A 22048-nucleotide genomic window follows, 5' to 3' on the forward strand; every position below is an offset into this window, starting at 1 on the left:
AGACGCGGTGTTATGGATGCAACATGATCGCGGATAATTGCCGCCCGTAATCCGGTTCCCCGCGCAGGGTGGTACGCCGGTAACTGTAAAACAAGTCTTCTTCAGCCAGGGTATCACGTGGCAAAACCTCGACCTTGGCAATACCGGTCGCCACCGTGCGCCGCCGCACATATTCCGGCAAATCAAACATGAAATGCCCGGACCGAACGGATGGATCGAACAGATCCGCATTCCCCGACGGACCCGACAGGATGGTATCGCGAAATGTCGCATCGACCTCATACGATGCCCGACCAATACAGGGGCCAATGGCGGCAATAATATGGGTGCGTTGTGCCCCCAATTGTTCCATTGCCACCACCGTACTTTCGGATATTCCGGCAAAGGACCCACGCCAGCCCGAATGGGCCGCACCAATCACCCGTGCGACCGGATCACAAAACAGCACCGGCGTACAATCGGCAGTCAGGATTCCCAGCATGATATCGGGCCGGTCGGTGACCATCGCATCGGCCTTGGGTGCTTCGTCCCTTGTCAGCGGCCGGTCCAGCCGGGCAACATTCACACCATGCACCTGATAGACTGTGGTCAGGCGATCTGCGCCAACGCCAAAGGCGGCGGCGGCACGATTGCGGTTTTCGGCGACGCGGTGCGTACTGTCATCCGACCCGAAACCGACATTCAACCCGGCATGAATGCCATCACTGACCCCGCCCTTGCGGGTGAAAAAACCGTGTTTGATGCCCGATACTGCCCCAAGCCCGTTAGAAACCAGCAGCATCGGGATTTCGTTATCTGTTGAAATGGCGTGATCTGACATGACAGGTCCCTGATTTCCCTGATTATCCTTCAACACCACTGACACAGGGTGGCGGTGCACTGTTGCGACCATAGGCGATCATCACTTTAAAAAGCGTTCCCATTTGCGCCGGTGAAATCAACCGTTGCAACGCGCTGTCAATTTCAAGTGCCTGCAACGGATCCGCCGATTGTTTCAGCAATTCCGCCCGCGCCTCGATACCCAGCATTTTCAAAAAGGTGCCCTGGGTCAAAACCGCACTGGTGCGGGCATCTGCCTCGGTTATGGTACGCGACAGCGCCCCGAAATCAACATGCGCTGTCAAATCGGCATCGCCTGGCGTTTGCAAAACATCATAATATTTATGGTCACGCACCGCCTGCAAGGTTTCGCCAAAGGCGCTGTGCGCATGACCATAATCGATAATCAGGGCCACCCCGCCATGATCATTCATCCGGTGGGCCATCTGGTCGGCAATGGCAATGGCAGGTGCACAACATTCAAACATGTCGCCCGGCTTTGCCGTGCCACGCAAATGCACCGGGATCAGGGCGTCGGCAATGGGCGTTTCCTGCCCACGGACAAAACACAAATGACCGCTATCGGCCTCCATCGCCACCAATCGTTCGCACCAGCCCGAATTGCCGCGCTCAAACTGCCGGACCGGCAGAGCATCAAAAAATTCATTGGCAATCACAATCATCGGCACCCCCGGCGTATCGGGCACCGCATCAAAACTTTCATGCCAAACCGCAGGCACGCCATACGGCATGATGGCGGCTTGTTGATAGTTGCGCAAAACCGGGCTGGTTTCGACAAACCGGATGGTAATCGCATCGTAAAATCCCGGCACCATTTTCACGGCGCGCAGGGCATCGGCCATCAGGGTGCCGCGACCTGGCCCCAATTCAACCAGATGACATTTCGATGGTGCGCCCATTTGCTGCCATGTGACCGCCGCCCACAGGCCGATCAATTCACCAAACATCTGGCTGATTTCAGGGGCGGTGATAAAATCCCCCCCCCGGCCCAGCGGATCACGCTTGCGATAATATCCCAGTTCGGGATGCGCCAGTGCCTCGTTCATATAATCGGCAATACTGATCGGCCCTTGCAGGGCGATCCGGCGTTTCAACACATCAATCAGGGCAGTATCGGTCACGCAGCCTTCCCGTCTTTCATCCGTAGCGGCGGGTTTTTCAGGCCATAAACCGCAACTGCCCCACCAATTAGAACCATCGGGATCGACAATAACTGCCCCATCGACGCGCCAAAAGCCAACAGACCCAGTTGCGCATCCGGTTCGCGGAAAAATTCGATGATAATCCGTGAAATGCCATAACCCGCCAGAAAAGTGCCCCCAATGACGCCGGGCCGCGACCGCAGATTGTCGCTACGCGACAGCACAAACAGAATGACAAACAGGATCAGGCCTTCCAGAAAGGCTTCGTAAAGCTGGCTGGGATGGCGCGGCAACGGCCCGCCATTGGGAAATACCATGCCCCACGCAACATCGGTGGTGCGGCCAAACAATTCGCCATTGATGAAATTGGCGATCCGGCCAAAAAACAGGCCAATCGGCGCGGCGGCGGCCACGGCATCGACAATGGCAAGAAACGACAATCCCCGGTACCGTGCAAACAGCCAAACCGCAGCAATCACGCCAACCATGCCACCATGAAACGCCATACCACCCTGCCAGACTTTCAGGATATTGCCCGGATGATCCAGATAATAATCCAGATTGTAAAACAGCACATACCCAACACGGCCGCCCAGAATCACGCCCAAAGTCGCCCAGAACAACAAATCATCAACCTGCGCACGGGTCATGGCGTGCGGCGTTCTGCCGACATAGGCAATGACATAGCGCCAGCCCAGCAACAGCCCGGCAATATAAGCCAGCGCATACCAGCGTAACGCCAGCGGACCAATCTGGATGGCGACGGGATCAATTGCCGGAAAGGCAAGACTGAACATCAGGAGGGCTCCGTTATGCGGGCTAAGTCATGATTGGAAAACAGTTCCTGCCCGACAAACTGGGCAGCAACATGGCATATCCTTTATCGGAACGGATCATCGGTCGCCAGATAATCCCGGATATATTGCCCCACCCCGTCTTCCAGCGACGTCATCGGTGCCGCATATCCGGCTGCACGCAGCTTGGTCATGTCGGCCTGGGTGAAATACTGATATTTGTCGCGAATGGCCTCGGGGGTTGGCACATATCCGATATCGGGCGTCTTCCCCATTGCATGGAAAACGGCGGTCGCCAGATCCTTGAAACTTCTGGCCTGACCGGTACCAATATTAAACAGGTCCGATACCTGCGGATTGTCATACAGCCACAGAATGATATTGACGACATCACCCACCCAGACAAAATCGCGCAATTGCCCGCCATCCTCATAATCAGGATGATGGGATTTGAACAGGGTCGCTTTTTCCCCGGCCGACACTTTGTCATACATCTGCGATACCACAGACCGCATACCGCCCTTATGATATTCATTGGGGCCGTAAACATTGAAAAATTTCAGACCTGCCCATTGTTTGGGGCGGAAACTGTTTTGATCCAGAATGCGGCGAAACCGCCGGTCGGTCAGATGCTTGGACCAGCCATAGGCATTCAGCGGTTGCAGTTTTGCCAGACTTTCCGGGTCAAACGCATCGGCAAACCCCTGTGTGCCATCGCCATAGGTCGCCGCCGACGACGCATAAATCAGCCGGGTGGACCGGCGCGCGCACCATTCCCACAGGTCGGTGGTCAGCCGGAAATTGTTTTCGATGATTTTATCGGCATCGCGTTCGGTGGTCGCTGAAATGGCCCCCATGTGAAAAATGGCATCAATGTCATCGGGATGCGCATCCAGAAACGCCGACAAATGATCCGGATGCACAATATCGCGAATTTCACGTTTGGCGATGTTGCGCCACTTGATCCCGTCGCGCAACCGGTCAACAACAACAATGTCGGTTTCCCCGCGTTCTTCAAGGGCGGCAACAATATTGGACCCGATAAATCCGGCCCCACCGGTTACGATGATCATTGTATTCTCCTGCTCTGCGCGGAACCTGATGTTTCTTGCGTCCTTTATAGGCAGCCCCCCGGCGCAGGGCAATACGGCGCGACACCAATGGACAATATCTTTGATCCCTGCCTTGCCCGCCGCCCGTCACCCACCTATGATAGAGTGCGCTGATCATCGGATCAGGACCACCCCATGCAAGCCGGAGAAACAAATGCAGATCAACAACCGTCTTCTTGATGACCTGACCCGTGTCACCAACAGCGCACTGGGCACCATGACCGGCGTGAAGGGCGAGGTCGATGCCCTGATCCGGCAGCAATTTGAAAAAATCCTTGCAACGATGGATATGGTCACGCGCGAGGAATTTGACGTGGTACGCGAAATCGCCGCTCGCGCCAGCCTGCGCGCCGACGCCATGGAACAGCAAGTCGCCAAACTCGAATCCCGTCTGGCCGCGCTGGAATCCGCCAAACCGGCGGCAAAACCGGCCCCCCGCAAGACGACAGCGAAAAAAGACGCATAAACCGCCCACCGTCCCCATATGATATGGCACACGCATCACCCCATTATGCACAGCAGTTGCAAGGTGGTGCGCCGGGCTCTATAGTGCGCGCCCTTTGGCACACGCAGGAACTGATTGAATTTTGATGACCGACCGATTGCATGATGACAGTGAACTGGGCGACGACAATCCGCTGGTACTTGTCGAGGATATCGCACGCACCAATGACTGGAGTCTGGAACGGCGCACCGATGATGAAATCGTCGTCGAAATTCCAGGGCACTGGTGTACCTATCTGGTATATTTCACGTGGCGCGAAGATGCCGAGGCCCTGCATATCGCCTGTTGTTACGATCTGTTCGTGCCCGAGCCGCTGCGACCTCGCATTTATGAATTGCTGTCGAAATGCAATGAACAGCTTTGGCTGGGCCATTTCAGCCTGTGGCAGGATGAAAACATGCCACTGTTTCGCCATACCCTGTTATTTGGCGGCGACATGCCCCCCGCCACCGAACAGTTTGAAGAACTGATCGAGATCGCCATTTCCGAATGTGAACGGTTTTTCCCGGCCTTTAATTTTGTACTGGGACAGGGCAAAACCCCGGACGAGGCCCTGACACATTCGATGCTGGAACCGCAGGGACAGGCATAAGGCCGCACCCGCAATCCTTTTGCCAACCTGTTTTGCAATTTCCCGCCCGCCCCTTGCCGGGGTCGGTGTCTTGACCCATGTTCTGATCAACGCTACGGCTTGTTCTGGTTGCCAGCAGGCAACAGGTACAGGCATGTCAAAAGCGGAGCGATAGATGAATATCAGAATGTTGCTGGTCGGATGCGGCAAGATGGGGGGTGCCATGCTGGAAGGCTGGCTGGCTCGCGGTCTTAGGGCGGACAATGTTTATGTCATCGAACAGGAAGATACCGCCGAAAAACTGGAATCCCGGCTGGGCGTTCATGGCATTTCCGACCCGACCAATCTGCCGGAGGATTTCATCCCGCAAGTCGTCCTGTTTGCCGTCAAACCCCAGGTTCTGCCCGATATCATTGCAGCCTATAAACCGCTGGTGCGGGCGGAAACGGTTTTTCTGTCGGTGGCGGCTGGCCGTACATCTGCCTTTTTTACCCGTCATCTTGGCGACACGGCGCGTATTGTTCGGGCCATGCCCAATACCCCGGCGGCAGTGTCGCGTGGCATGACGGTGATGTTCCCGACCGATATCGTCAGTATGGCCCAACGCGACATGTGCGAAAGCCTTTTGACCAGTGTCGGGATGGTGTCGTGGATTACGGATGAAAGCCTGATGGATGCGGTTACCGCCCTGTCGGGCAGTGGCCCGGCCTATATATTCCATCTGGTCGAGGCGATGGCAAAGGCCGGCGAAGCCGCCGGACTGCCTGCCGATCAGGCAATGATTCTGGCCCGACAAACCGTCGTCGGGGCGGGTTTCTTGCTTGATGATAGTGATGAAACTGCGTCCACCCTGCGCGAAAATGTCACTAGCCCCGGTGGCACCACCGCCGCCGCACTTGGCGTTTTGATGGATCCGGAAACCGGCCTGACGCCACTTATGATCCGGGCAGTCGAAGCGGCACGTAAACGATCTGTGGAATTGGCCGGATAACACCGTCCCCCACCGGCCCATCGATAACCCGCAAGGAGGTTCTGATGCCTGCCAAAAAAGACCCACAACAGAAAATCATTGATGCCGCCCTTGATCTGGCCGCGGCTGAGCCGTGGCGCCAGATCACCCTTGTCGATATTGCCCGCCATGCCACCATCGACATGGTTACCCTGTATGGTCAGTTCAGCAGCAAGGCCGACATTCTGCGGGCCTGGGTTCGGGATATCGACCGGCAGGTTCTGGCCGGGCTAAATGATGATGACTTCACCGAATCGCGACGCGACCGTCTGTTTGACATCATCATGGCCCGGTTTGATGCCCTGGCCCCGCGAAAGGCCGCTTTGCGCTCGATCCTGCATGACAGGGGCGACCTTGCCCTGACCGATGCGTCAGGATCGGTCAAAACCATGATGACATCAATGCGCTGGATGCTGGAGGCATCAGGTTTTGAAACCGGTGGCCTTCGCGGGTCCCTGCGCATCGTTGGAATCAGTGCGGTTTATGCCCGCTGTTTCCGACAGTGGTTAAAAGATGACAGCCCCGATCTTGGCCCGACCATGTCGGCACTGGATCGGGAATTGATTCGCGGGCGGCTCTGGGACAAACGCCTGACCCGTGGCACCGAAAAACTGGAGAATCTGGGCAAAAAAATTCGTGCCAATTGCTGCAAATTTCCCCAAAAGCCCGCGACCGGGACCCAGAACACACATAATGAGGCAACAGGCCGCCCGGTAGAAACAGCAGGGTAACATTTTGATAAGAAACAACCTTTCCAGAAAATAACCCAAGGTTATAATTATGTCAAAAAACTTTAACCCCAGATTTTTGTGCAGTGCAAAATAAATCCTTGACTGCGGTGCAGCATTTTGACATAGTGCAGTTGGAATTCAGCGGCGCACATCGAAGCGCCTCGTCCCAAAACACGTAACTTAGATGGAGTGCAAACCATGACCGCCGCGAAAAAAGCAACCAACCCGTTCTTTGATGTCGATTTCACCAAATTCACCACCGACTTCAAGCTTCCGGGTGTTGACGTCAACGAAATGATGGCCTTTCAGCGCAAGAATATTGAAGCCCTGACCAAAGCCAACAAAGTGGCTTTCGATGGCTTTCAGGCTGTTGCCCAGCGTCAGAGCGAAATCTTCAAATCGCTTCTCGAACAGGTCACCAGCCAGAGCAAGGGCTTCTCGACCACTTCGACCGAAAATCCGATGGAAGCCGCTGCAAAGCAAGCTGAAGTCGCCAAGGATGCCTATGAATCCGCCCTTGCCAATGCCAAGGAACTGACCGGACTCGTCAGCAAATCGCAGGAAGAAGCAACTGCTCTGCTTCAGGCCCGTTTTTCTGAATCCCTCGACGAACTGAAGGCTGCGATCTCCAAGGCCGCTGCCTCCAAGTAATTTGATAACTTCCCGTTATCAAACTGCGGCAGGATCAACTGGTCCTGCCGCTTTTTTTTGCCCGGACTCCTGATCTTCATCCCTCCCCGACATTTTCTTTGCCATACCGGTCAATGCCGGTAGGGTCGGGACATAAATTTCAGGAGACATAATATGAGCGACATCAGTTTTGATGATTTTCTAAAGGTCGATATCCGGGTCGGCACCGTGATTGACGCCCAGACCTTCCCCGAGGCCCGCCGCCCGGCCCTGAAAATGTGGGTCGATTTCGGGCCGGAAATCGGGGTGAAAAAAACATCTGCCCAGATCACCAAATATTACACGCCCGAAACCCTGATCGGGGTTCAGGTTGCCGGGGTTGTCAATTTTCCCCCGCGCCAGATCGGCCCGTTCATGTCGGAATTTCTTGCCCTGGGCTTCCCCGACGGTACCGAGGATCACGGCATTGTCCTGATCCGGCCAGAACGCAAGGTACCCGATGGCGGTCGGATGTTCTGACCTGAGACCAAAAAAGGCGCAAACCCGTTGGCTGCGCCTTTTTAATTCCGGTCGTCAATCGTCGTTATTTCTCGACAAAGGCCTTTTCGATCACGAAATGCCCCGGCTCGTTCATATTGCCTTCGACCCCGCCCCATTCAACCAGCATCTTGCGGGTATCGGCAATCATTTCCGGATTGCCACACAACATGAAACGGTCATCTTCAAGGGTTGGTTTGGACATGCCCAGATCGTCATACAGCTTGCCTGACGCCATCAATTCAGTGATCCGACCCTGATTTTTAAAATCTTCGCGGGTAACGGTCGGGTAATAAATCAGCTTATTCTGAACGTCTTCGCCAAAAAATTCATTATTGGGCAATTCGCTGTGAATAAATTCCTGATAGGCCAGTTCGCGCACTTCGCGGCAGCCATGCACCAGAATAACCTTTTCATAGCGCTCATAGGTTTCATAATCGCGAATGACGCTCATGAACGGGGCCAGACCGGTACCGGTCGACAGCAGATACAAATTCTTGCCCGGCAACAGATTGTCATGAATCAGGGTGCCTGTCGGTTTGCGCCCGACCAGGATTTTGTCACCGACCTTGATATGCTGCAACCGCGATGTCAGCGGCCCGTTCGGTACCTTGATCGAAAAGAATTCAAGTTCTTCGTCGTAATTGGCACTGACCATAGAATAGGCGCGCAAAAGCGGCTTGCCCTCGACCTCGAGTCCGATCATCGCGAACTGGCCGTTGATAAAGCGAAAACCCGGATCACGGGTTGTCTTGAAGCTGAACAGGGTGTCCGTCCAGTGATGGACATAGGTGACTGTTTCTTCGTTTAAATTGCTGGCCATAACGCTGCATCAATCCGTTTCGTCAAAAGCATCAGGTGGGAAGTACGGCGGAAACGACACATACCGTATTGCGGCATAATGTCCATACCAAACTGGCGTTATTTAACATTGAAAGAGCGTATATCGCAAGAAAACATTACATCGTTGTGTAAATTATTTGAAATCCGCCTTGATCTATATCAATTTTATGTAGAATATTGCCCGAACCGGCGAACATCCCCAGCCTGAATGCAAAACCCGCCAAAAGGCGGGTTTTGTCAGGATCTGTCCTGTTTATTGTCCGATGGGTAAAACCAGTCGCACCCGCAAACCGCCGCCCGGCGCGTCTTCCAGAAACACATCACCGCCATGACCGCGCGCCGCATCCCTTGCAATGGTCAGGCCCAGCCCCACCCCGCCGGTGGCCTGATTGCGGGATTCTTCCAGCCGGAAGAAAGGCTTGAAAACATCTTCTCGCTTGTCGGCAGGAATGCCCGGACCATCATCATCAAAAACAATTTCGTAATCATGCCCGCGCCGCCCGGCCCGAATCGCCACATTATTGGCATATCGTCCGGCATTCGACATGATGTTCGCCAAGCAGCGCCCGATTGATTGCGGGCGCAATTCCATTATCAGATGATCGGCAATATGCAGGTCAATCTGTTGTCCGTCGCGCAAATGCCCACCGACCTGATCGGTGAGCAATTTGCCGATATCGGTTTCAACCGCCTGTTCGCCTTCTTCGCCACGTGCAAAAGCCAGATAGGCATCGACCATGCGTTCCATGTCGATGACATCCTGTTTCAGGGCATCAACACCGGGCGAACTGCCCTGCATCGCCAGTTCCAGTTTCATCCGGGTCAAGGGCGTGCGCAAATCATGCGACACTCCGGCCAGCAACGCCGTGCGTTGCGTCATATGACGCACGATACGATCACGCATCGCCATAAAGGACGTGGCCGCCGTCCGAACTTCTTCCGCCCCTTCGGGTTTGAAATCACCCACGTCAATCCCACGGCCAAACTGATCGGCCGCACGGGCCAATTTGCGAATCGGTCGGACCTGATTGCGCATGAACATCACCGCAACCCCATACAAAATCAGAGCCGACCCGGCGATCCACATAAAGAAAATATAGGTCGTCGAATTATACAGACGCTTGCGCGGTGCAATGATGGACAAAACGCCGTCGCGCAACTGCACCCGCACTTCAAGCAAGCGGTCATCAATATCCATGTCGAAATAAAACGGCCGTTGCAGGCGCTCGTTCAGGGCGACAAACAGTTCTTCTGACACCAGCCCGAAGGATGGTCGGGTAATCTGGCGTTCCAAAACTGCATCGGGTTCAAAAACCAGATCCAGTTGCAACCGTATCCGGGCATTATGGGAAATCCAGTCGAAAGCTTCATCACCGGGATGCTCGCCAAGATAATCAAGGACAAAGGCAATATCCCCGGCCAGCCCGCGGCTGAGCTGCCGGGCCACGGTATCCCAGTGCCGTTCAAAAAAAATCAGCACCGTGACGATCTGCAACAACAGCATCGGCGTCATCAGAATCAACAGCGAACGGCCCAAAAGACCTTTCGGCAATAATGATTTGATCCATCCGTCTCGTGCGTCGCCCAAAACCATCTTCCTTCAATCTGCTCGTATTTGCACATTCCGTCCGGAATGTTCAATCGGTATACAGGACATAGCCCCGACCGCGCACGGTCTGCAAGTATCTTGGCTGTTTGGGGTCCTGTTCAATTTTCCGACGCAAGCGGGTCACCTGCACATCAATGCTGCGCGATGCCGCCGGATCGGCGTCATTTCCCGACATCATCCCATGCAGGTCCGCCCGTGATGTAATCTGCCCGCGCCGCTGCACAAGCGCCAGCAGCAGTTGTTGTTCAGCACCGGTCAGGTAAATATGCTGATCGCCCTGCCGCAAAATCATCCGGGCCGGATCAAAACCAAACCCACCAAAGACCACCTCGCCGCCGGTTTCCTCCGGCCCGGTATTTTCATCGGGAATCGCGGCATAGCGGCGCAGAATGGCCTCAATGCGCAAAACCAGTTCGCGCGGCTCGAACGGTTTGGCCAGATAATCATCCACCCCGGCTTCAAGACCTGCGATACGGTCTTCGGATTCCGAAAGCGCGGTCAGCAACAAGATCGGCACGCGAAAGCCCCCCTCGCGCAAGGACCGCGCCAGATCGACACCCTTTTCGCCCGGCATCAAAACATCCAGTACCAACAGGTCAAAGGTAATACCCGCCAAACGCGCCCGTGCCTCGACCGCATCGCGGGCGGCTGTGACCATAAACCCGTTTTCACCCAGATAGCGTTTCAGCAAATCGCGCAAACGGTCATCATCATCAATGACCAGAATATGTGGCTGATCCATATCGCGTAACGACCTTTCCGACCTTTGCCTAACTCGCCCGGCGGCGCAATCCGCCGCCTGTCGGAGTATCTTCGGTGAAACGTTCGCGGTCTTCCTCGCCCAATATGCCCAGCATCACCTTGCGGAAACCCTCCACCGCCTCGGCCCCGGCCTCGCGATAGGCCGCAGCAATCAGCGCACGTTGATTTTCCGACAATTTGCGTTCCAGTTCCGCCCCGCGCGGTGTCAGTTGCAATAACCGTTGCCGCCGGTCACGGGTGCCGGTTTTCTGGTCGATAAACCCTTCGCGCACCAATTGACCCAAAACCCGCGACAACGACTGTTTGGTGATTTTGAGAATCGCCAGAAGGTCGCTGACCGTGATGCCGGGATTGCGGCTGACGAAATAAATCACCCGGTGGTGGGCGCGCCCGAATTTGTAATGATCCAGAATCTGATCGGCTTCGGCGGTGAAGTCGCGATAGGCATAAAACAGCAATTCAATGCCCTGTCGCAGCTCTTCCTCGCGCAGAAAAAGCGGATTGACCTTACGTGTGGAGATATCTGCCATGCTGTCCCGTTATGTCAGTTTTGTTGACATATTAATCTATGAATGTTACTTCGACCAGACAAATAAGGACATAATATTACGTCCCGGTGCTCCTTTGACATGGAATTTGGCAAATGACGACTCCCACATTCGATAATCGCGACGGTTTTATCTGGTTTAACGGCGAACTGAAACCCTGGCGCGACAGCACGCTGCATGTGCTCAGTCACGCACTGCATTATGGCAGCGCTGTGTTTGAAGGGGAACGGGCTTATAATGGAAAAGTTTTCAAGCTGGCCGAACATGGTGAACGCCTGATCAATTCCGGCAAAATTCTGGACATGAACATCCCCTATAGCTCGACCGAGTTGGATGATGCCGTGATCGAAACCCTTGCCGCCAACAAGATTTCCGATGGCTATATCCGCCGTATCGCATGGCGCGGCAGTGAAATGATGGGCGTTGCCGCCCAGACCACCCGCATCAACGTCGCCATCGCCACATGGCAATGGCCCAGCTATTTCAAACCCGAAGAACGCCTGAAAGGCATCCGCCTTGCCCGCGCACAATGGGCGCGTCCGGCACCGAATACCGCACCGGTCCATGCCAAGGCCGCCGGTCTTTACATGATCTGCACCCTGTCCAAACACGAAGCCGAACGTAACGGCTATGCCGATGCCTTGATGCTTGATTACCGGGGCCAGATTGCCGAAGCAACCGGTGCCAATGTGTTTTTTGTTCAGGATGGCAAAATCCACACCCCGAAACCCGATTGTTTTCTGGATGGCATCACCCGCCGCACGGTGATTGGTCTTGCCAAGGCCCGTGGGTATGACGTCATCGAACGCGCCATCATGCCCGAAGAAATGGCCGGCTTTGAAGAATGCTTCATCACCGGGACGGCTGCCGAGGTGACCCCGGTTTCGGAAATCGGCGCGGACACCTTCGCCCCAGGCCTGATCACCAAAACCCTGATGGATGATTACATGGCACTGGTGCGCGGCGAAAAAGAAGCTGTCGCCGCCGAATAAGGTCCCTGTCCTGCCCGTTTTAAAAGGCCGCCGATGCAAATCCGGCGGCCTTTTCACGTTGAAAAATCAGATCACGGCCATTTCGCCATTGGCGGCAGCGACATCAGGATCGCTTCGGTATTGCCGCCAGTCATCAGACCAAACCGCGTGCCGCGATCATGCAGCAGGTTAAATTCGACATAACGCCCGCGCTTGACCAGTTGGGCGTCGCGGTCGGCCTCGGTCCAGTTTTTGTTGTAATGGCGTTCGACGATGCGTGGATAAATATCGCGAAAGGCGCGACCGACATCCTGCGTAAAGGCAAAATCGGCGTCCCAGTCTGCATCCAGATAATCATAAAAAATGCCGCCAACCCCGCGGGCTTCGTTGCGGTGAGGCAGATAAAAATACTCGTCGCACCATTTTTTGAACCGGTCGTAATAATCCTCGCCATGCGCATCGCAGGCGGTCTTGAACGCGGCATGGAAATCGGCGGTGTCGGTTTCCTGCGGGAAAACCGGCGTCAAATCAGCCCCGCCGCCAAACCATGCCTTGGACGTCACGATATGGCGGGTATTCATATGGACAATTGGCACCAGCGGCGAACAGGGATGAGCAACCAGTGAAATGCCGCTGGCCCAAAATCGCGGGTCTTCATCCGCGCCGGGGATTTCCTTGCGGAATTTTTCGGAAAATTCGCCATAGACGGTTGAAATATTCACCCCGACCTTTTCAAATACCCGGCCTTTCATCACCGACATTTCGCCGCCACCCTGATTCTCGCCGCGCTGCCATTGCGTCCGTTCAAACCGGCCTGCCGGGCGGTCTGACAAAGGGCCGACATAACTGTCTTCAAGGGCTTCAAACCGCGCACAGATATCGTTGCGCAATTGTGCGAACCAGTCGGTTGCAGTTTGTTTGCGTTGGGCGATGATCGCCTCGTTTTTGGTCGTCATAACGCCGTCTCCGGAAAACTGTTGGTCTGTCGCAAGGCCTCGCCCGTCACCATCGCCACCGCCATCGCCACATTCAGCGACCGCAGGCCGGGGCGCATCGGAATCACGATCCGGGCATCGACGCTGTCATGGATTTCATCGGGTACACCACTGCTTTCTGACCCGACCATCAAAATATCATCGGCCTGATAAGCAAAATCACAATAGGGCACCGCCCCCTTGGTCGTCAGCAGCACCAGCCGCCCCGGCAAGGCTCCGTCCTGACGGTTTTCTGAAAAGCTGTGCCAATCGGCATGGCGGGTATAATCCACCGATTGCAGATAATCCATCCCGGCCCGTTTCAGACTGCCCGATGTCAGCAAAAATCCGCACGGTTCGATCACATCCACCGCCATACCCAGACAGGCTGCCATCCTGAAAATGGTGCCGGTATTTTGCGGGATATCGGGTTCAAACAGGCAAATTCTCATATTTCGATCACCCAACAGACTCGCATCATATAAAAGTGCCGGATCGGGGCCAAACGTCCGAACTTGCACCATAAGGGGGCGGCAATCGCATTTGCCCGATAATTTGCACCCTGTATAACCGCTGTTGTGAAATCCCGCCAGCCTAGGAAAACCCTACGCCTAGCGCGGTTTTATCGCAGCATGGCCTATCCATGGTCAAAATTGTGTAGGCGGTTAAGGGCAAGTTCCCCTTAACAAACCGCGATTTTGTTAGTATACGGTCCCGGATTCAGGCCTGAAGGCTTTGGGGTGATTGGTGATTTCCGTTCAGGGAAATTAAAGATTTTGGGCCCCATGGTTGTTTCAGGCATTCCGAATGCCTGTTTTGGGGGCAGAAAGAGGAATACATCATGTCGCAAACGGCGCAATCCTCCGGGGCACATCACCCGGACGAGAACCGCAGGGATTTCCTGACCCTCGCGACCACAGCAGTCGGTGTCGTTGGCACCGGTATGGCTCTGTGGCCGTTCGTGGACAGCATGAACCCGTCAAAGGATGTTCTGGCGCTGGCCTCGGTCGAAGTGAACCTGTCAAATATTGCGGTCGGTCAGGCCGTAAAAGTAATGTGGCGCGGTAAACCCGTGTTCATCCGCCACCGTACAGAAAAAGAGATCAACGAAGCGAACGAAGTCGCGCTGAACGAACTCATCGACCCGCAAACCGATGATGAGCGCGTTGAGAAGAAGGAATGGCTGATCGTCGTTGGCGTCTGCACCCATCTGGGCTGCATTCCCATGGGCACCGCAACGGGCGAAGCCCGTGGCGATTACGATGGCTGGTACTGCCCGTGCCACGGGTCGCATTATGATTCATCCGGACGTATCCGCAAGGGCCCGGCTCCGCTGAATCTGGAGGTGCCGACCTATACCTTCCTCACCGATACTTCGGTACAGATCGGCTAAGGAGTGGATGATGAGCGCGCCTGTATGGAATAACAAGGTGGTGAAATGGGTTGATGACCGGCTTCCGGTCTTTACCATGATGCACCACACGGCTTACGAATATCCGACACCGAAAAACCTGTCCTATATGTGGAACTTCGGTTCCCTGGCCGGGTTTGTTCTGGTGACGATGATTCTGACCGGGATTTTCCTGGTGATGAATTACACCGCACATACCAGCATGGCCTTTGATTCGGTTGAACGCATCATGCGTGACGTGAATTATGGCTGGTTGATCCGTTACATCCACATGAACGGCGCTTCGATGTTCTTCATCGTTGTGTTCATTCATATGTTCCGCGGTCTTTATTACGGGTCCTACAAGGCCCCGCGTGAAGTTCTGTGGTGGATTGGCATCCTGATCCTGCTCGCCATGATGGCAACCGCGTTTATGGGCTATGTCCTGCCGTGGGGCCAGATGTCGTTCTGGGGTGCAACGGTTATTACCAACCTGTTCTCGGCCTTCCCGATCATTGGCGATCCGCTGGTGAGCTGGCTGTGGGGTGGTTTCTCGGTTGCCAACCCGACGTTGAACCGGTTCTTCTCGCTGCATTACCTGATGCCGTTCGTCATTCTGGGCCTTGTGGTCCTGCATGTCTGGGCATTGCATGCCGTGCGCTCGAACAACCCGACCGGCGTTGAAATCAAAACCCCGCAAGACAGCATCCCGTTCCACCCCTACTACACGATCAAGGATCTGTTTGGTCTGGGTGTGTTCCTGATCTTCTTTGCAGCATTTGTGTTCTTTGCCCCGGATTACCTCGGCCACCCGGACAACTATATTCCGGCCAACCCGCTGGTAACTCCGCCGCACATCGTGCCGGAATGGTACTTCCTGCCGTTCTATGCCATTTTGCGGTCGATCGACTTTGCAATCTTTGGCATTCCCGCCAAGTTGCTGGGCGTGATCGCGATGTTCGCCTCGATCGTTATCCTGTTCGTTATTCCGTGGCTCGACACCTCCAAGGTTCGCAGCTCGGCATTCCGTCCGGTGTACAAATGGTTCTTCTGGCTGTTTGTGATCGATACATTCGTCCTTGGCTATTGTGGCGCGAAGGCACCCGATGACTACTTCCTCGGTATCGAGGGTCTGCATGTCATCACCATGGGTCAGCTTTCGACATTGTACTATTTTGCCCATTTCCTGGTGGTTATGCCACTTGTGGGCAAACTGGAACGAACCAAACCGCTGCCAGCCAGCATCAGTGAATCCGTACTCAAGGGAGGCGCAAATGCGTAAATTTGCATTGACCGCCATTGCTGCGGCATTCGCGATTACTTCTTTTTCTGCATCATCACAGGCCGCCGGTAATGCACCGGTTCCCGCCGCGCAGGAATGGAGCTGGAACGGCCTGTTTGGCACCTATGACCGGGCCCAGTTGCAACGGGGTTTACAGGTTTACAAGGGCGTATGTGCAGGCTGCCACAGCCTGAAATACATTGCCTTCCGTAATCTGACAGACATCGGTTTCAACGAAGACCAGGTCAAGGCCATTGCGGCCGACTATGACATCGAAGACGGCCCGAACGAAGAAGGCGAAATGTTCTCTCGTCCGGGAATTGCGTCGGATTATTTCCCGTCGCCCTTCCCCAATGATCAGGCCGCAGCGGCCTCAAACGGTGGATCAATTCCGCCCGATCTGTCGCTGATGACCAAGGCGCGTGTCAATGGTCCGGATTATGTGTTCGGTCTTTTGACCGGATATGAGGAAGAGGCCCCCGAGGGTTTCGATCTGGCCGAAGGCAAGCACTACAATCATTACTTCCCGGGACATCAGATTTCGATGGCCCCGCCGTTGTATGATGACGCGGTAGAATATACCGATGGTACGCCTGCCACGATTGAGCAGCATGCACACGACGTTGTTGCCTTCCTGAACTGGACGGCACAGCCGGAACTTGAAGCCCGCAAATCGATGGGTATGAAGGTGATCCTGTTCCTGATCGTCCTGACCGCCATGCTTTATGCGCTCAAACGCAAAATCTGGTCGGATATCGAACACTAAACATCGACATATGATGTCACAAAGGCCGCCGGTTTTCCGGCGGTCTTTTTTTTTGCCGGGTGACATTATTACGATTGATTACGCCCATCCATCATGCATCAATACCGGGATACAATCCGACTGTCTCTGTCCCCCCGTTCCATCAAGGAATGTCATCCCATGTCGCCGGATCATTTCGGACTTTATTTTCTGGCCGTTGCTGTTGCGGTTTTTACACCCGGCCCCGCCGTTATGACCGGAATCACCAGTTCGATCCGCTATGGGTTCCCGTCCGCTATGGTTGCCGCACTCGGCTGTGTAACGGCAACCGGTTTGATGGGGGCCTTGTCGGCAATGGGGCTGGGTGCCGTCATCATGGCATCGGGCCTTTTGTTCGACATCATTCGCTATGTCGGGGCGGCTTATTTGATTTGGCTGGGATGGCGTATGTGGGCCAACAGCCGCAAGGCCGCCGTTCCGCAGAACATGGCGCGAATGACAGAAAAACCGCGCCTGATACGACTTTATTTGCGTGGTTTTATGGTTTCGGCCAGCAACCCCAAGGCAATTGCCTTTTTCACCGCGCTGTTTCCAATGTTTCTTGATCCCGACGCCCCGTTAATGGCGCAATTCCTGATTCTGGATGGCACTTTTATGGTAATGAGCTTTGCTGCAATTGTGGGATATTCCGCACTGGCCGCCCGCAGTCGGACCTTTCTGGCCGGATCGGCCCGCCGGTGGTTTGACCGGATATCGGGCAGCATTTTTGTCGCATTCGGCATCGCCTTGGCCGCCAGTCACAAATAACAAGCAGACCTTAAACCTTGTCAGGGTTTTCCGTCTGTGAATGATTACCATCCACGGGCTGCATCGGCGGGGCGGCGACCGGCACATGCACCAGCCGCCGTTTGCGTGCCGGGGTGCCTGAACTGGCATAAAGCTGTTTTCCGGCTTCGACGATACTGACCCCGGCAAAGGCCTTGAACAGGCGCGATCCGATATTTTCAAACCCGTTGGCCCAGCCCAGAAACCATCCCCGCCGGGTCGGCGGCATGAACAGGGCGCGGCTGTGCTGCACGGGCAGAAACATGTTTTCCCGCATCAGGTTTTGCAACTGGCTGACGCTATAGGGATGGCCATAGCCAAAAGGCGTGTTTTCCGACCAACTCCATAACGAGCTGCGATTCGGAGTCACGACAATGATCCGGCCATTTGGGGTCAGGATGCGCCAGCATTCGCGCAGCAGGCGCGATTGCGAATCGGAATGTTCGACCAGATGAACCAAAAGAATACGATCCACCGAACTGTCCGGCAGCGGCAACATGGTTTCTTCAGTCAGGGCCACATGGTTGGGTTCACCCGCGGGCCAATGCACGCAGCCCTGCCGGGCGGGCATAAACGCCATCACCCGTTCGGCTTCGCCGACAAAGGGCCGCAAATAGGGGGTGGCATAACCAAACCCCAAAACCCGCATCCCCCGGACATCCGACCACATCAGGCGCAAGCGCCGACGAATGATCCGCCGGGCGGCCTGACCAAGCCGGTCTGCATAAAAACGGTGTAAATCAACAACATCCTGTGGCATGGCAACAGCCTATCATTGCATCGAACCGGCTGGAAACAAATTGCGTCACCCGATCATTGTTTCCGCACACGACAAGCTGTTAGTCTGCCACCACATCCCCACTCACAAACGAGGTTCGATATGTCCGCAGGCGACGTTATTCTGATCCCCAACCGCTCGGACAATTATATTTATCTGGTCCGCTGCGCCCAAACCGGTACCACTGCCGTTGTCGATCCCGGTGATGCCGGACCGGTGATTGCCGAACTGGAAAAACGCCATTGGGATCTGGACCTGATCCTCAACACCCATCATCATAACGACCATACCGGCGGCAATGCCGGGCTTCAGGATCGCTACAAGGCCCGCCTGATTGGTCCCGATGCCGAATCGGGCAAGATTGAGGGGCTGGACGATACGGTATTTGAAGGCGACACAGTCAAGATCGGCCTGTTACTGGGCGAAGTGATTGACGTTCCCGGTCATACCAGCGGGCATATCGCCTTTTACTTCCCCGATATCCAGGCTCTGTTTTCCGGCGACAGTCTGTTTGCGCTGGGCTGTGGCCGCCTGTTTGAAGGCACACCGGAACAGATGTGGCATTCGCTGTGCAAATTGCGCCGCCTGCCCGACGACACGCAAATCTATTGCGGCCATGAATATACCCAGTCCAATGCGCGGTTTGCCGTGACAATTGAACCGGATAACGCCCCCTTGCAGGCCCGAGCCGTTGCAATCGATACCCTGCGTGCCGCAGGCAGGCCGACCATTCCGTCAATCATGGCCGCAGAAAAGGATACCAACCCGTTCCTGCGCGCCGATCAGGCCGGAATTGCGGCAAAACTGGGTATGACGCATGCTAGCCCCGAAGCGGTATTCGCTGAAATCCGAAGCCGCAAGGACCGGTTTTAGAACGCAATCAGCCCATCTGCTTGAACAGCACATTCTGATCCAGCAAATAGCGCGAAAACAGCGGCAAACTGGCCCCGCCAATCGCCCGTGCATTGCTGCCGACGGCCCCCTGCACAACATGCGGCGTGGCAATGCCCTGAAGGTCGAGTTTCAACATCGCCTTGCGGGTGGCCGCCACAATGCGGGCGCAAACATCGCGCGGGAAACCGCCATCGACAATCACCGCCTCGAAATCAATTACCGAACAAACCGATGCAATGGCGATGGCAAGACTATGCGCTGTATGATCGATCCAGATATCAAGGGCCGATCCGATATCGTCCCAGTTTTCAGGCTCGCGCCATAATATTGCGGGATCTCGTCCCTCGCGGATCAACATGTCTTCCAGAACAAAAATCGATGCCTGATCAATCAGTTGCCCCGGATGGCCGGAACGGCTGGCGACCGGCATGGTACCAAAGGCCCCGGCATTGCCGGTCCGTCCGGCATACAGCGCCTGATTAAGAACAATGCCGCCACCAATAAACGACCCGATAAAGAAATAGGCAAAATCGGCATAATGGGAACCATGCCCAAATACCAGCTCCGCCCCGCAGGCCGCAGTCGCGTCATTCTGGTGAAATACCGGAAATGGTACGATGGTGCTGATGGTATCGACAAGATCAACCTCACGCCAGGCATTCAGATCATTGGCAGGCGCACCGACTTCTTCGGCCCAGTTCCACAATTCAAACGGGGCGGCAATGCCAATCCCGGCAATGCGATTGATCTGATCGGGTCGCAGTCCCACGGATAATTTCGCCACCGCAGCACTGACAAACTGGCGAATACCATCCGGGGTCGGATATTTATAGGCTTCATGCAAACTGGCACGCACCGACCCGACAAAATCCATCAGGATCAGATCGGCACTGCGCCGCCCGATTTTCAGACCAAAGGAAAATACCCCGTCCGGGGCCAGCGCCATCGGGATCGACGGTTTGCCAACCTTGCCACGCACCGGATCGCCGCGCCTCAGCAATCCATCCTTTTCAAGGGCACGCATGATTACGGAAACCGTTTGAGCCGACAAGCCCGATGATCGGGCGATATCGGCCTTGGACAGACCGGCATGGTGACGGACAAGCGACAAAACAAGCCGTTCGTTATAGGCCCGGACACGCAACTGATTGGCACCGCCCCCGCCATGCAGGGGACGCGAACCCGCACTGTCCCCCGACTCCGGCAAAGCCCCATAATCCTGTGCTGGTGTCATTTTATCCTCCCGTCGGCGCGCATTTGTTTTGCTTTCTTTCGCATTAGATTGACAGGACTAATTAATAAATCAATCGGATTTATTAATTGACAGTGCCGGAATTTTGGTATGTTCTGGCGTCAGACAAGCCTGCCGCATTGTCCCCGGTTCGGAAAAAATGTTGCAGGATTTGTTGCAAAATCAAAGCTGGCAAAATGCCATAAATCAGGGTTTTCCTTGGGAGGAAACACATGAAAAAGTCACTTCTTGGCGCGACCTTTGGTGCGCTTGCACTCTCGTTGTCTCTTGCCCCGTTTCAGTCGGCATTTGCTGATGAAATCGGTGCCTGCCTGATCACCAAAACCGATATCAACCCGTTTTTCGTCAAGATGAAGGAAGGTGCAACCGCCACCTCGATGCATCATGGCATCAATCTTTCAACCTTTGCCGGCAAGGTCGATGGCGATCATGAAACCCAGGTGCAAGCCATCGAAACCTGCATTGCATCGGGTGCCAAGGGCATTTTGCTGACCGCATCCGATACCAAGGCAATTGTCCCGGTGGTCCAAAAAGCCCGCGATGCCGGTTTGCTGGTGATCGCCCTTGATACGCCGCTGGAACCGATTGACGCCGCCGACGCCACCTTTGCCACCGACAATTTCAAGGCCGGTGAACTGATTGGTCAGTGGGCGGCGGCAAAACTGGGGGCCGATGCCGCCAATGCCAAAATCGCCATGTTGGATCTGACCCCCAGCGCCCCGTCGGTCGATGTGCTGCGCGATCAGGGTTTCCTCAAAGGCTTTGGCATCGACATCAAAGACCCCGCCAAAATTGGTGACGAAGATGATGCCCGGATCATTGGTCATGATGTGACCAACGGTAACGAAGAAGGTGGCCGCGAGGCTATGGAAAACCTTCTGCAACGCGATTCTGAAATCAATGTCGTTTACACCATCAATGAACCGGCCGCCGCCGGGGCCTACGAAGCCTTGAAATCCTTTGGTCTTCAGGATGGTGTCCTGATTGTCTCGGTTGATGGCGGTTGCCCCGGTGTTGCCAATGTGCAGGACGGTGTGATTGGCGCAACGTCTCAGCAATACCCGCTGCTGATGGCGTCCAAAGGCATCGAGGCGATCAAGGCATGGGCCGAAACCGGCGAAAAACCGCAAAATACCGAAGGCCTGAATTTCTATGACACCGGTGTCAATCTGGTCACCGATCAGACGGCAGATGGTGTGCCGTCGATTGACGTCGAAGAAGGCATGAAACGCTGCTGGGGTTAATCCACCTGCATCACAGGGGGCGGGTCATGCCGCCCCCTTTTTAATGCCAGACCGGTCACA

General features: G+C 55.1%; 25 protein-coding genes. 13 read left to right on the forward strand and 12 right to left on the reverse strand.

What is annotated here, in order from left to right; all coding sequences use genetic code 11:
• Positions 1-10: 10 nt before the first annotated feature.
• The 4 genes from pgeF to rfaD form a co-directional block, all read right to left on the reverse strand.
• Complete coding sequence (gene pgeF / locus Q8O73_RS03705) at positions 11-820, reverse strand: peptidoglycan editing factor PgeF (RefSeq protein WP_371135037.1); 810 nt, start codon at positions 818-820, stop codon at positions 11-13.
• Between the two features lie 22 nt (positions 821-842).
• Entirely contained in the window at positions 843-1961 is a 1119-nt protein-coding gene (locus Q8O73_RS03710; RefSeq protein ID WP_305555149.1) for a class I SAM-dependent methyltransferase, read from the reverse strand.
• Entirely contained in the window at positions 1958-2779 is an 822-nt protein-coding gene (lgt, locus tag Q8O73_RS03715; protein ID WP_305555152.1) for a prolipoprotein diacylglyceryl transferase, read from the reverse strand. The genes Q8O73_RS03710 and lgt overlap by 4 nt, the downstream gene beginning before the upstream one ends.
• An 83-nt stretch (positions 2780-2862) precedes the next feature.
• Entirely contained in the window at positions 2863-3849 is a 987-nt protein-coding gene (rfaD, locus tag Q8O73_RS03720) for an ADP-glyceromanno-heptose 6-epimerase (protein ID WP_305555155.1), read from the reverse strand.
• 193 nt (positions 3850-4042) lie between these two features.
• Between rfaD and Q8O73_RS03725 the strand changes: the two genes are divergently transcribed.
• From Q8O73_RS03725 to Q8O73_RS03750, 6 genes are all read left to right on the forward strand, one after another.
• The gene (locus tag Q8O73_RS03725; RefSeq protein ID WP_305555158.1) at positions 4043-4354 is read left to right on the forward strand and encodes an accessory factor UbiK family protein; all 312 of its coding nucleotides are present in this window, start codon (positions 4043-4045) and stop codon (positions 4352-4354) included.
• 124 nt (positions 4355-4478) lie between these two features.
• Complete coding sequence (locus Q8O73_RS03730; RefSeq protein ID WP_305555160.1) at positions 4479-4985, forward strand: YbjN domain-containing protein; 507 nt, start codon at positions 4479-4481, stop codon at positions 4983-4985.
• 154 nt (positions 4986-5139) lie between these two features.
• Positions 5140-5955, forward strand: a complete 816-nt coding sequence (gene proC, locus Q8O73_RS03735; RefSeq protein WP_305555162.1) for a pyrroline-5-carboxylate reductase — start codon at positions 5140-5142, stop codon at positions 5953-5955.
• A gap of 44 nt (positions 5956-5999) precedes the next feature.
• The gene (locus Q8O73_RS03740; RefSeq protein ID WP_305555165.1) at positions 6000-6704 is read left to right on the forward strand and encodes a TetR family transcriptional regulator; all 705 of its coding nucleotides are present in this window, start codon (positions 6000-6002) and stop codon (positions 6702-6704) included.
• A 198-nt stretch (positions 6705-6902) separates the two neighbouring features.
• Positions 6903-7355 carry a phasin family protein gene (locus tag Q8O73_RS03745; RefSeq protein ID WP_305555168.1) on the forward strand — a complete coding sequence of 151 codons (453 nt, stop codon included), beginning with the start codon at positions 6903-6905 and terminating at the stop codon, positions 7353-7355.
• 153 nt (positions 7356-7508) lie between these two features.
• On the forward strand, positions 7509-7853 hold the full coding sequence (locus Q8O73_RS03750; protein ID WP_305555171.1) for a tRNA-binding protein: 345 nt from the start codon (positions 7509-7511) through the stop codon (positions 7851-7853).
• Between the two features lie 64 nt (positions 7854-7917).
• Here Q8O73_RS03750 and Q8O73_RS03755 read toward each other — a convergent pair whose 3' ends face one another.
• The 4 genes from Q8O73_RS03755 to Q8O73_RS03770 all read right to left on the reverse strand — a co-directional run bounded on the left by Q8O73_RS03755 (position 7918) and on the right by Q8O73_RS03770 (position 11615).
• Positions 7918-8694, reverse strand: coding sequence for a ferredoxin--NADP reductase (locus Q8O73_RS03755; protein WP_305555174.1), 777 nt, complete (start codon positions 8692-8694; stop codon positions 7918-7920).
• A gap of 273 nt (positions 8695-8967) precedes the next feature.
• A complete protein-coding gene (locus Q8O73_RS03760) occupies positions 8968-10302 on the reverse strand; it encodes an ATP-binding protein (protein ID WP_371135038.1) in 1335 nt (444 codons plus the stop codon).
• A 49-nt stretch (positions 10303-10351) separates the two neighbouring features.
• Positions 10352-11065, reverse strand: a complete 714-nt coding sequence (locus Q8O73_RS03765) for a response regulator (protein ID WP_305555177.1) — start codon at positions 11063-11065, stop codon at positions 10352-10354.
• A gap of 28 nt (positions 11066-11093) precedes the next feature.
• On the reverse strand, positions 11094-11615 hold the full coding sequence (locus tag Q8O73_RS03770) for a MarR family winged helix-turn-helix transcriptional regulator (RefSeq protein ID WP_305555180.1): 522 nt from the start codon (positions 11613-11615) through the stop codon (positions 11094-11096).
• Positions 11616-11728: 113 nt separating this feature from the next.
• Here Q8O73_RS03770 and Q8O73_RS03775 point away from each other — a divergent pair, with 113 nt between their 5' ends.
• A complete protein-coding gene (locus Q8O73_RS03775) occupies positions 11729-12625 on the forward strand; it encodes a branched-chain amino acid aminotransferase (protein ID WP_305555183.1) in 897 nt (298 codons plus the stop codon).
• A gap of 71 nt (positions 12626-12696) precedes the next feature.
• Here Q8O73_RS03775 and hemF read toward each other — a convergent pair whose 3' ends face one another.
• Both hemF and Q8O73_RS03785 read right to left on the reverse strand, forming a co-directional pair.
• The gene (gene hemF / locus Q8O73_RS03780; protein WP_305555186.1) at positions 12697-13560 is read right to left on the reverse strand and encodes an oxygen-dependent coproporphyrinogen oxidase; all 864 of its coding nucleotides are present in this window, start codon (positions 13558-13560) and stop codon (positions 12697-12699) included.
• Positions 13557-14030, reverse strand: a complete 474-nt coding sequence (locus Q8O73_RS03785) for a tRNA (cytidine(34)-2'-O)-methyltransferase (RefSeq protein ID WP_305555189.1) — start codon at positions 14028-14030, stop codon at positions 13557-13559. Before Q8O73_RS03785 ends, hemF begins: the two co-directional genes overlap by 4 nt.
• A 389-nt stretch (positions 14031-14419) precedes the next feature.
• On the opposite strand from Q8O73_RS03785, the gene petA reads away from it, so the two are divergent.
• The 4 genes from petA (at position 14420) to Q8O73_RS03805 (ending at position 17802) form a co-directional block, all read left to right on the forward strand.
• A complete protein-coding gene (petA, locus tag Q8O73_RS03790; protein ID WP_305555192.1) occupies positions 14420-14971 on the forward strand; it encodes a ubiquinol-cytochrome c reductase iron-sulfur subunit in 552 nt (183 codons plus the stop codon).
• A 7-nt stretch (positions 14972-14978) separates the two neighbouring features.
• On the forward strand, positions 14979-16250 hold the full coding sequence (locus Q8O73_RS03795; RefSeq protein WP_305555195.1) for a cytochrome b N-terminal domain-containing protein: 1272 nt from the start codon (positions 14979-14981) through the stop codon (positions 16248-16250).
• Complete coding sequence (locus tag Q8O73_RS03800; protein WP_305555198.1) at positions 16243-17016, forward strand: cytochrome c1; 774 nt, start codon at positions 16243-16245, stop codon at positions 17014-17016. Before Q8O73_RS03795 ends, Q8O73_RS03800 begins: the two co-directional genes overlap by 8 nt.
• Positions 17017-17175: 159 nt before the next feature.
• A complete protein-coding gene (locus tag Q8O73_RS03805) occupies positions 17176-17802 on the forward strand; it encodes a LysE family translocator (protein ID WP_305555201.1) in 627 nt (208 codons plus the stop codon).
• 10 nt (positions 17803-17812) lie between these two features.
• Here Q8O73_RS03805 and Q8O73_RS03810 read toward each other — a convergent pair whose 3' ends face one another.
• Complete coding sequence (locus tag Q8O73_RS03810) at positions 17813-18580, reverse strand: class I SAM-dependent methyltransferase (protein ID WP_305555204.1); 768 nt, start codon at positions 18578-18580, stop codon at positions 17813-17815.
• Positions 18581-18700: 120 nt separating this feature from the next.
• Here Q8O73_RS03810 and gloB point away from each other — a divergent pair, with 120 nt between their 5' ends.
• Positions 18701-19471: a hydroxyacylglutathione hydrolase gene (gloB, locus tag Q8O73_RS03815; protein ID WP_305555207.1), complete on the forward strand. Its 771-nt coding sequence runs from the start codon at positions 18701-18703 to the stop codon at positions 19469-19471.
• 7 nt (positions 19472-19478) lie between these two features.
• Here the strand turns inward: gloB and Q8O73_RS03820 are convergent, their stop codons facing one another.
• Complete coding sequence (locus Q8O73_RS03820; protein ID WP_305555210.1) at positions 19479-20726, reverse strand: ROK family transcriptional regulator; 1248 nt, start codon at positions 20724-20726, stop codon at positions 19479-19481.
• Between the two features lie 230 nt (positions 20727-20956).
• Between Q8O73_RS03820 and Q8O73_RS03825 the strand changes: the two genes are divergently transcribed.
• Entirely contained in the window at positions 20957-21988 is a 1032-nt protein-coding gene (locus Q8O73_RS03825; protein WP_305555213.1) for a sugar ABC transporter substrate-binding protein, read from the forward strand.
• The last annotated feature ends 60 nt before the right edge of the window (positions 21989-22048 follow it).

This window comes from Thalassospira sp., assembly GCF_030690045.1.
Lineage (GTDB): Bacteria > Pseudomonadota > Alphaproteobacteria > Rhodospirillales > Thalassospiraceae > Thalassospira.

What these genes read in the sequence shown, in the direction of transcription:
- Q8O73_RS03770 (WP_305555180.1), bottom strand. Translation starts at nt 11,615, where the DNA reads ATGGCAGATATCTCCACACGTAAGGTCAATCCGCTTTTTCTGCGCGAG.
- Q8O73_RS03775 (WP_305555183.1), top strand. Translation starts at nt 11,729, where the DNA reads ATGACGACTCCCACATTCGATAATCGCGACGGTTTTATCTGGTTTAAC.
- Q8O73_RS03725 (WP_305555158.1), top strand. Translation starts at nt 4,043, where the DNA reads ATGCAGATCAACAACCGTCTTCTTGATGACCTGACCCGTGTCACCAAC.
- proC (WP_305555162.1), top strand. Translation starts at nt 5,140, where the DNA reads ATGAATATCAGAATGTTGCTGGTCGGATGCGGCAAGATGGGGGGTGCC.
- Q8O73_RS03730 (WP_305555160.1), top strand. Translation starts at nt 4,479, where the DNA reads ATGACCGACCGATTGCATGATGACAGTGAACTGGGCGACGACAATCCG.
- Q8O73_RS03810 (WP_305555204.1), bottom strand. Translation starts at nt 18,580, where the DNA reads ATGCCACAGGATGTTGTTGATTTACACCGTTTTTATGCAGACCGGCTT.
- Q8O73_RS03765 (WP_305555177.1), bottom strand. Translation starts at nt 11,065, where the DNA reads ATGGATCAGCCACATATTCTGGTCATTGATGATGATGACCGTTTGCGC.
- Q8O73_RS03820 (WP_305555210.1), bottom strand. Translation starts at nt 20,726, where the DNA reads ATGACACCAGCACAGGATTATGGGGCTTTGCCGGAGTCGGGGGACAGT.
- gloB (WP_305555207.1), top strand. Translation starts at nt 18,701, where the DNA reads ATGTCCGCAGGCGACGTTATTCTGATCCCCAACCGCTCGGACAATTAT.
- lgt (WP_305555152.1), bottom strand. Translation starts at nt 2,779, where the DNA reads ATGTTCAGTCTTGCCTTTCCGGCAATTGATCCCGTCGCCATCCAGATT.
- pgeF (WP_371135037.1), bottom strand. Translation starts at nt 820, where the DNA reads ATGTCAGATCACGCCATTTCAACAGATAACGAAATCCCGATGCTGCTG.
- rfaD (WP_305555155.1), bottom strand. Translation starts at nt 3,849, where the DNA reads ATGATCATCGTAACCGGTGGGGCCGGATTTATCGGGTCCAATATTGTT.
- Q8O73_RS03750 (WP_305555171.1), top strand. Translation starts at nt 7,509, where the DNA reads ATGAGCGACATCAGTTTTGATGATTTTCTAAAGGTCGATATCCGGGTC.
- Q8O73_RS03800 (WP_305555198.1), top strand. Translation starts at nt 16,243, where the DNA reads ATGCGTAAATTTGCATTGACCGCCATTGCTGCGGCATTCGCGATTACT.
- Q8O73_RS03755 (WP_305555174.1), bottom strand. Translation starts at nt 8,694, where the DNA reads ATGGCCAGCAATTTAAACGAAGAAACAGTCACCTATGTCCATCACTGG.
- Q8O73_RS03740 (WP_305555165.1), top strand. Translation starts at nt 6,000, where the DNA reads ATGCCTGCCAAAAAAGACCCACAACAGAAAATCATTGATGCCGCCCTT.
- Q8O73_RS03825 (WP_305555213.1), top strand. Translation starts at nt 20,957, where the DNA reads ATGAAAAAGTCACTTCTTGGCGCGACCTTTGGTGCGCTTGCACTCTCG.
- Q8O73_RS03805 (WP_305555201.1), top strand. Translation starts at nt 17,176, where the DNA reads ATGTCGCCGGATCATTTCGGACTTTATTTTCTGGCCGTTGCTGTTGCG.
- Q8O73_RS03795 (WP_305555195.1), top strand. Translation starts at nt 14,979, where the DNA reads ATGATGAGCGCGCCTGTATGGAATAACAAGGTGGTGAAATGGGTTGAT.
- Q8O73_RS03785 (WP_305555189.1), bottom strand. Translation starts at nt 14,030, where the DNA reads ATGAGAATTTGCCTGTTTGAACCCGATATCCCGCAAAATACCGGCACC.
- Q8O73_RS03745 (WP_305555168.1), top strand. Translation starts at nt 6,903, where the DNA reads ATGACCGCCGCGAAAAAAGCAACCAACCCGTTCTTTGATGTCGATTTC.
- hemF (WP_305555186.1), bottom strand. Translation starts at nt 13,560, where the DNA reads ATGACGACCAAAAACGAGGCGATCATCGCCCAACGCAAACAAACTGCA.
- petA (WP_305555192.1), top strand. Translation starts at nt 14,420, where the DNA reads ATGTCGCAAACGGCGCAATCCTCCGGGGCACATCACCCGGACGAGAAC.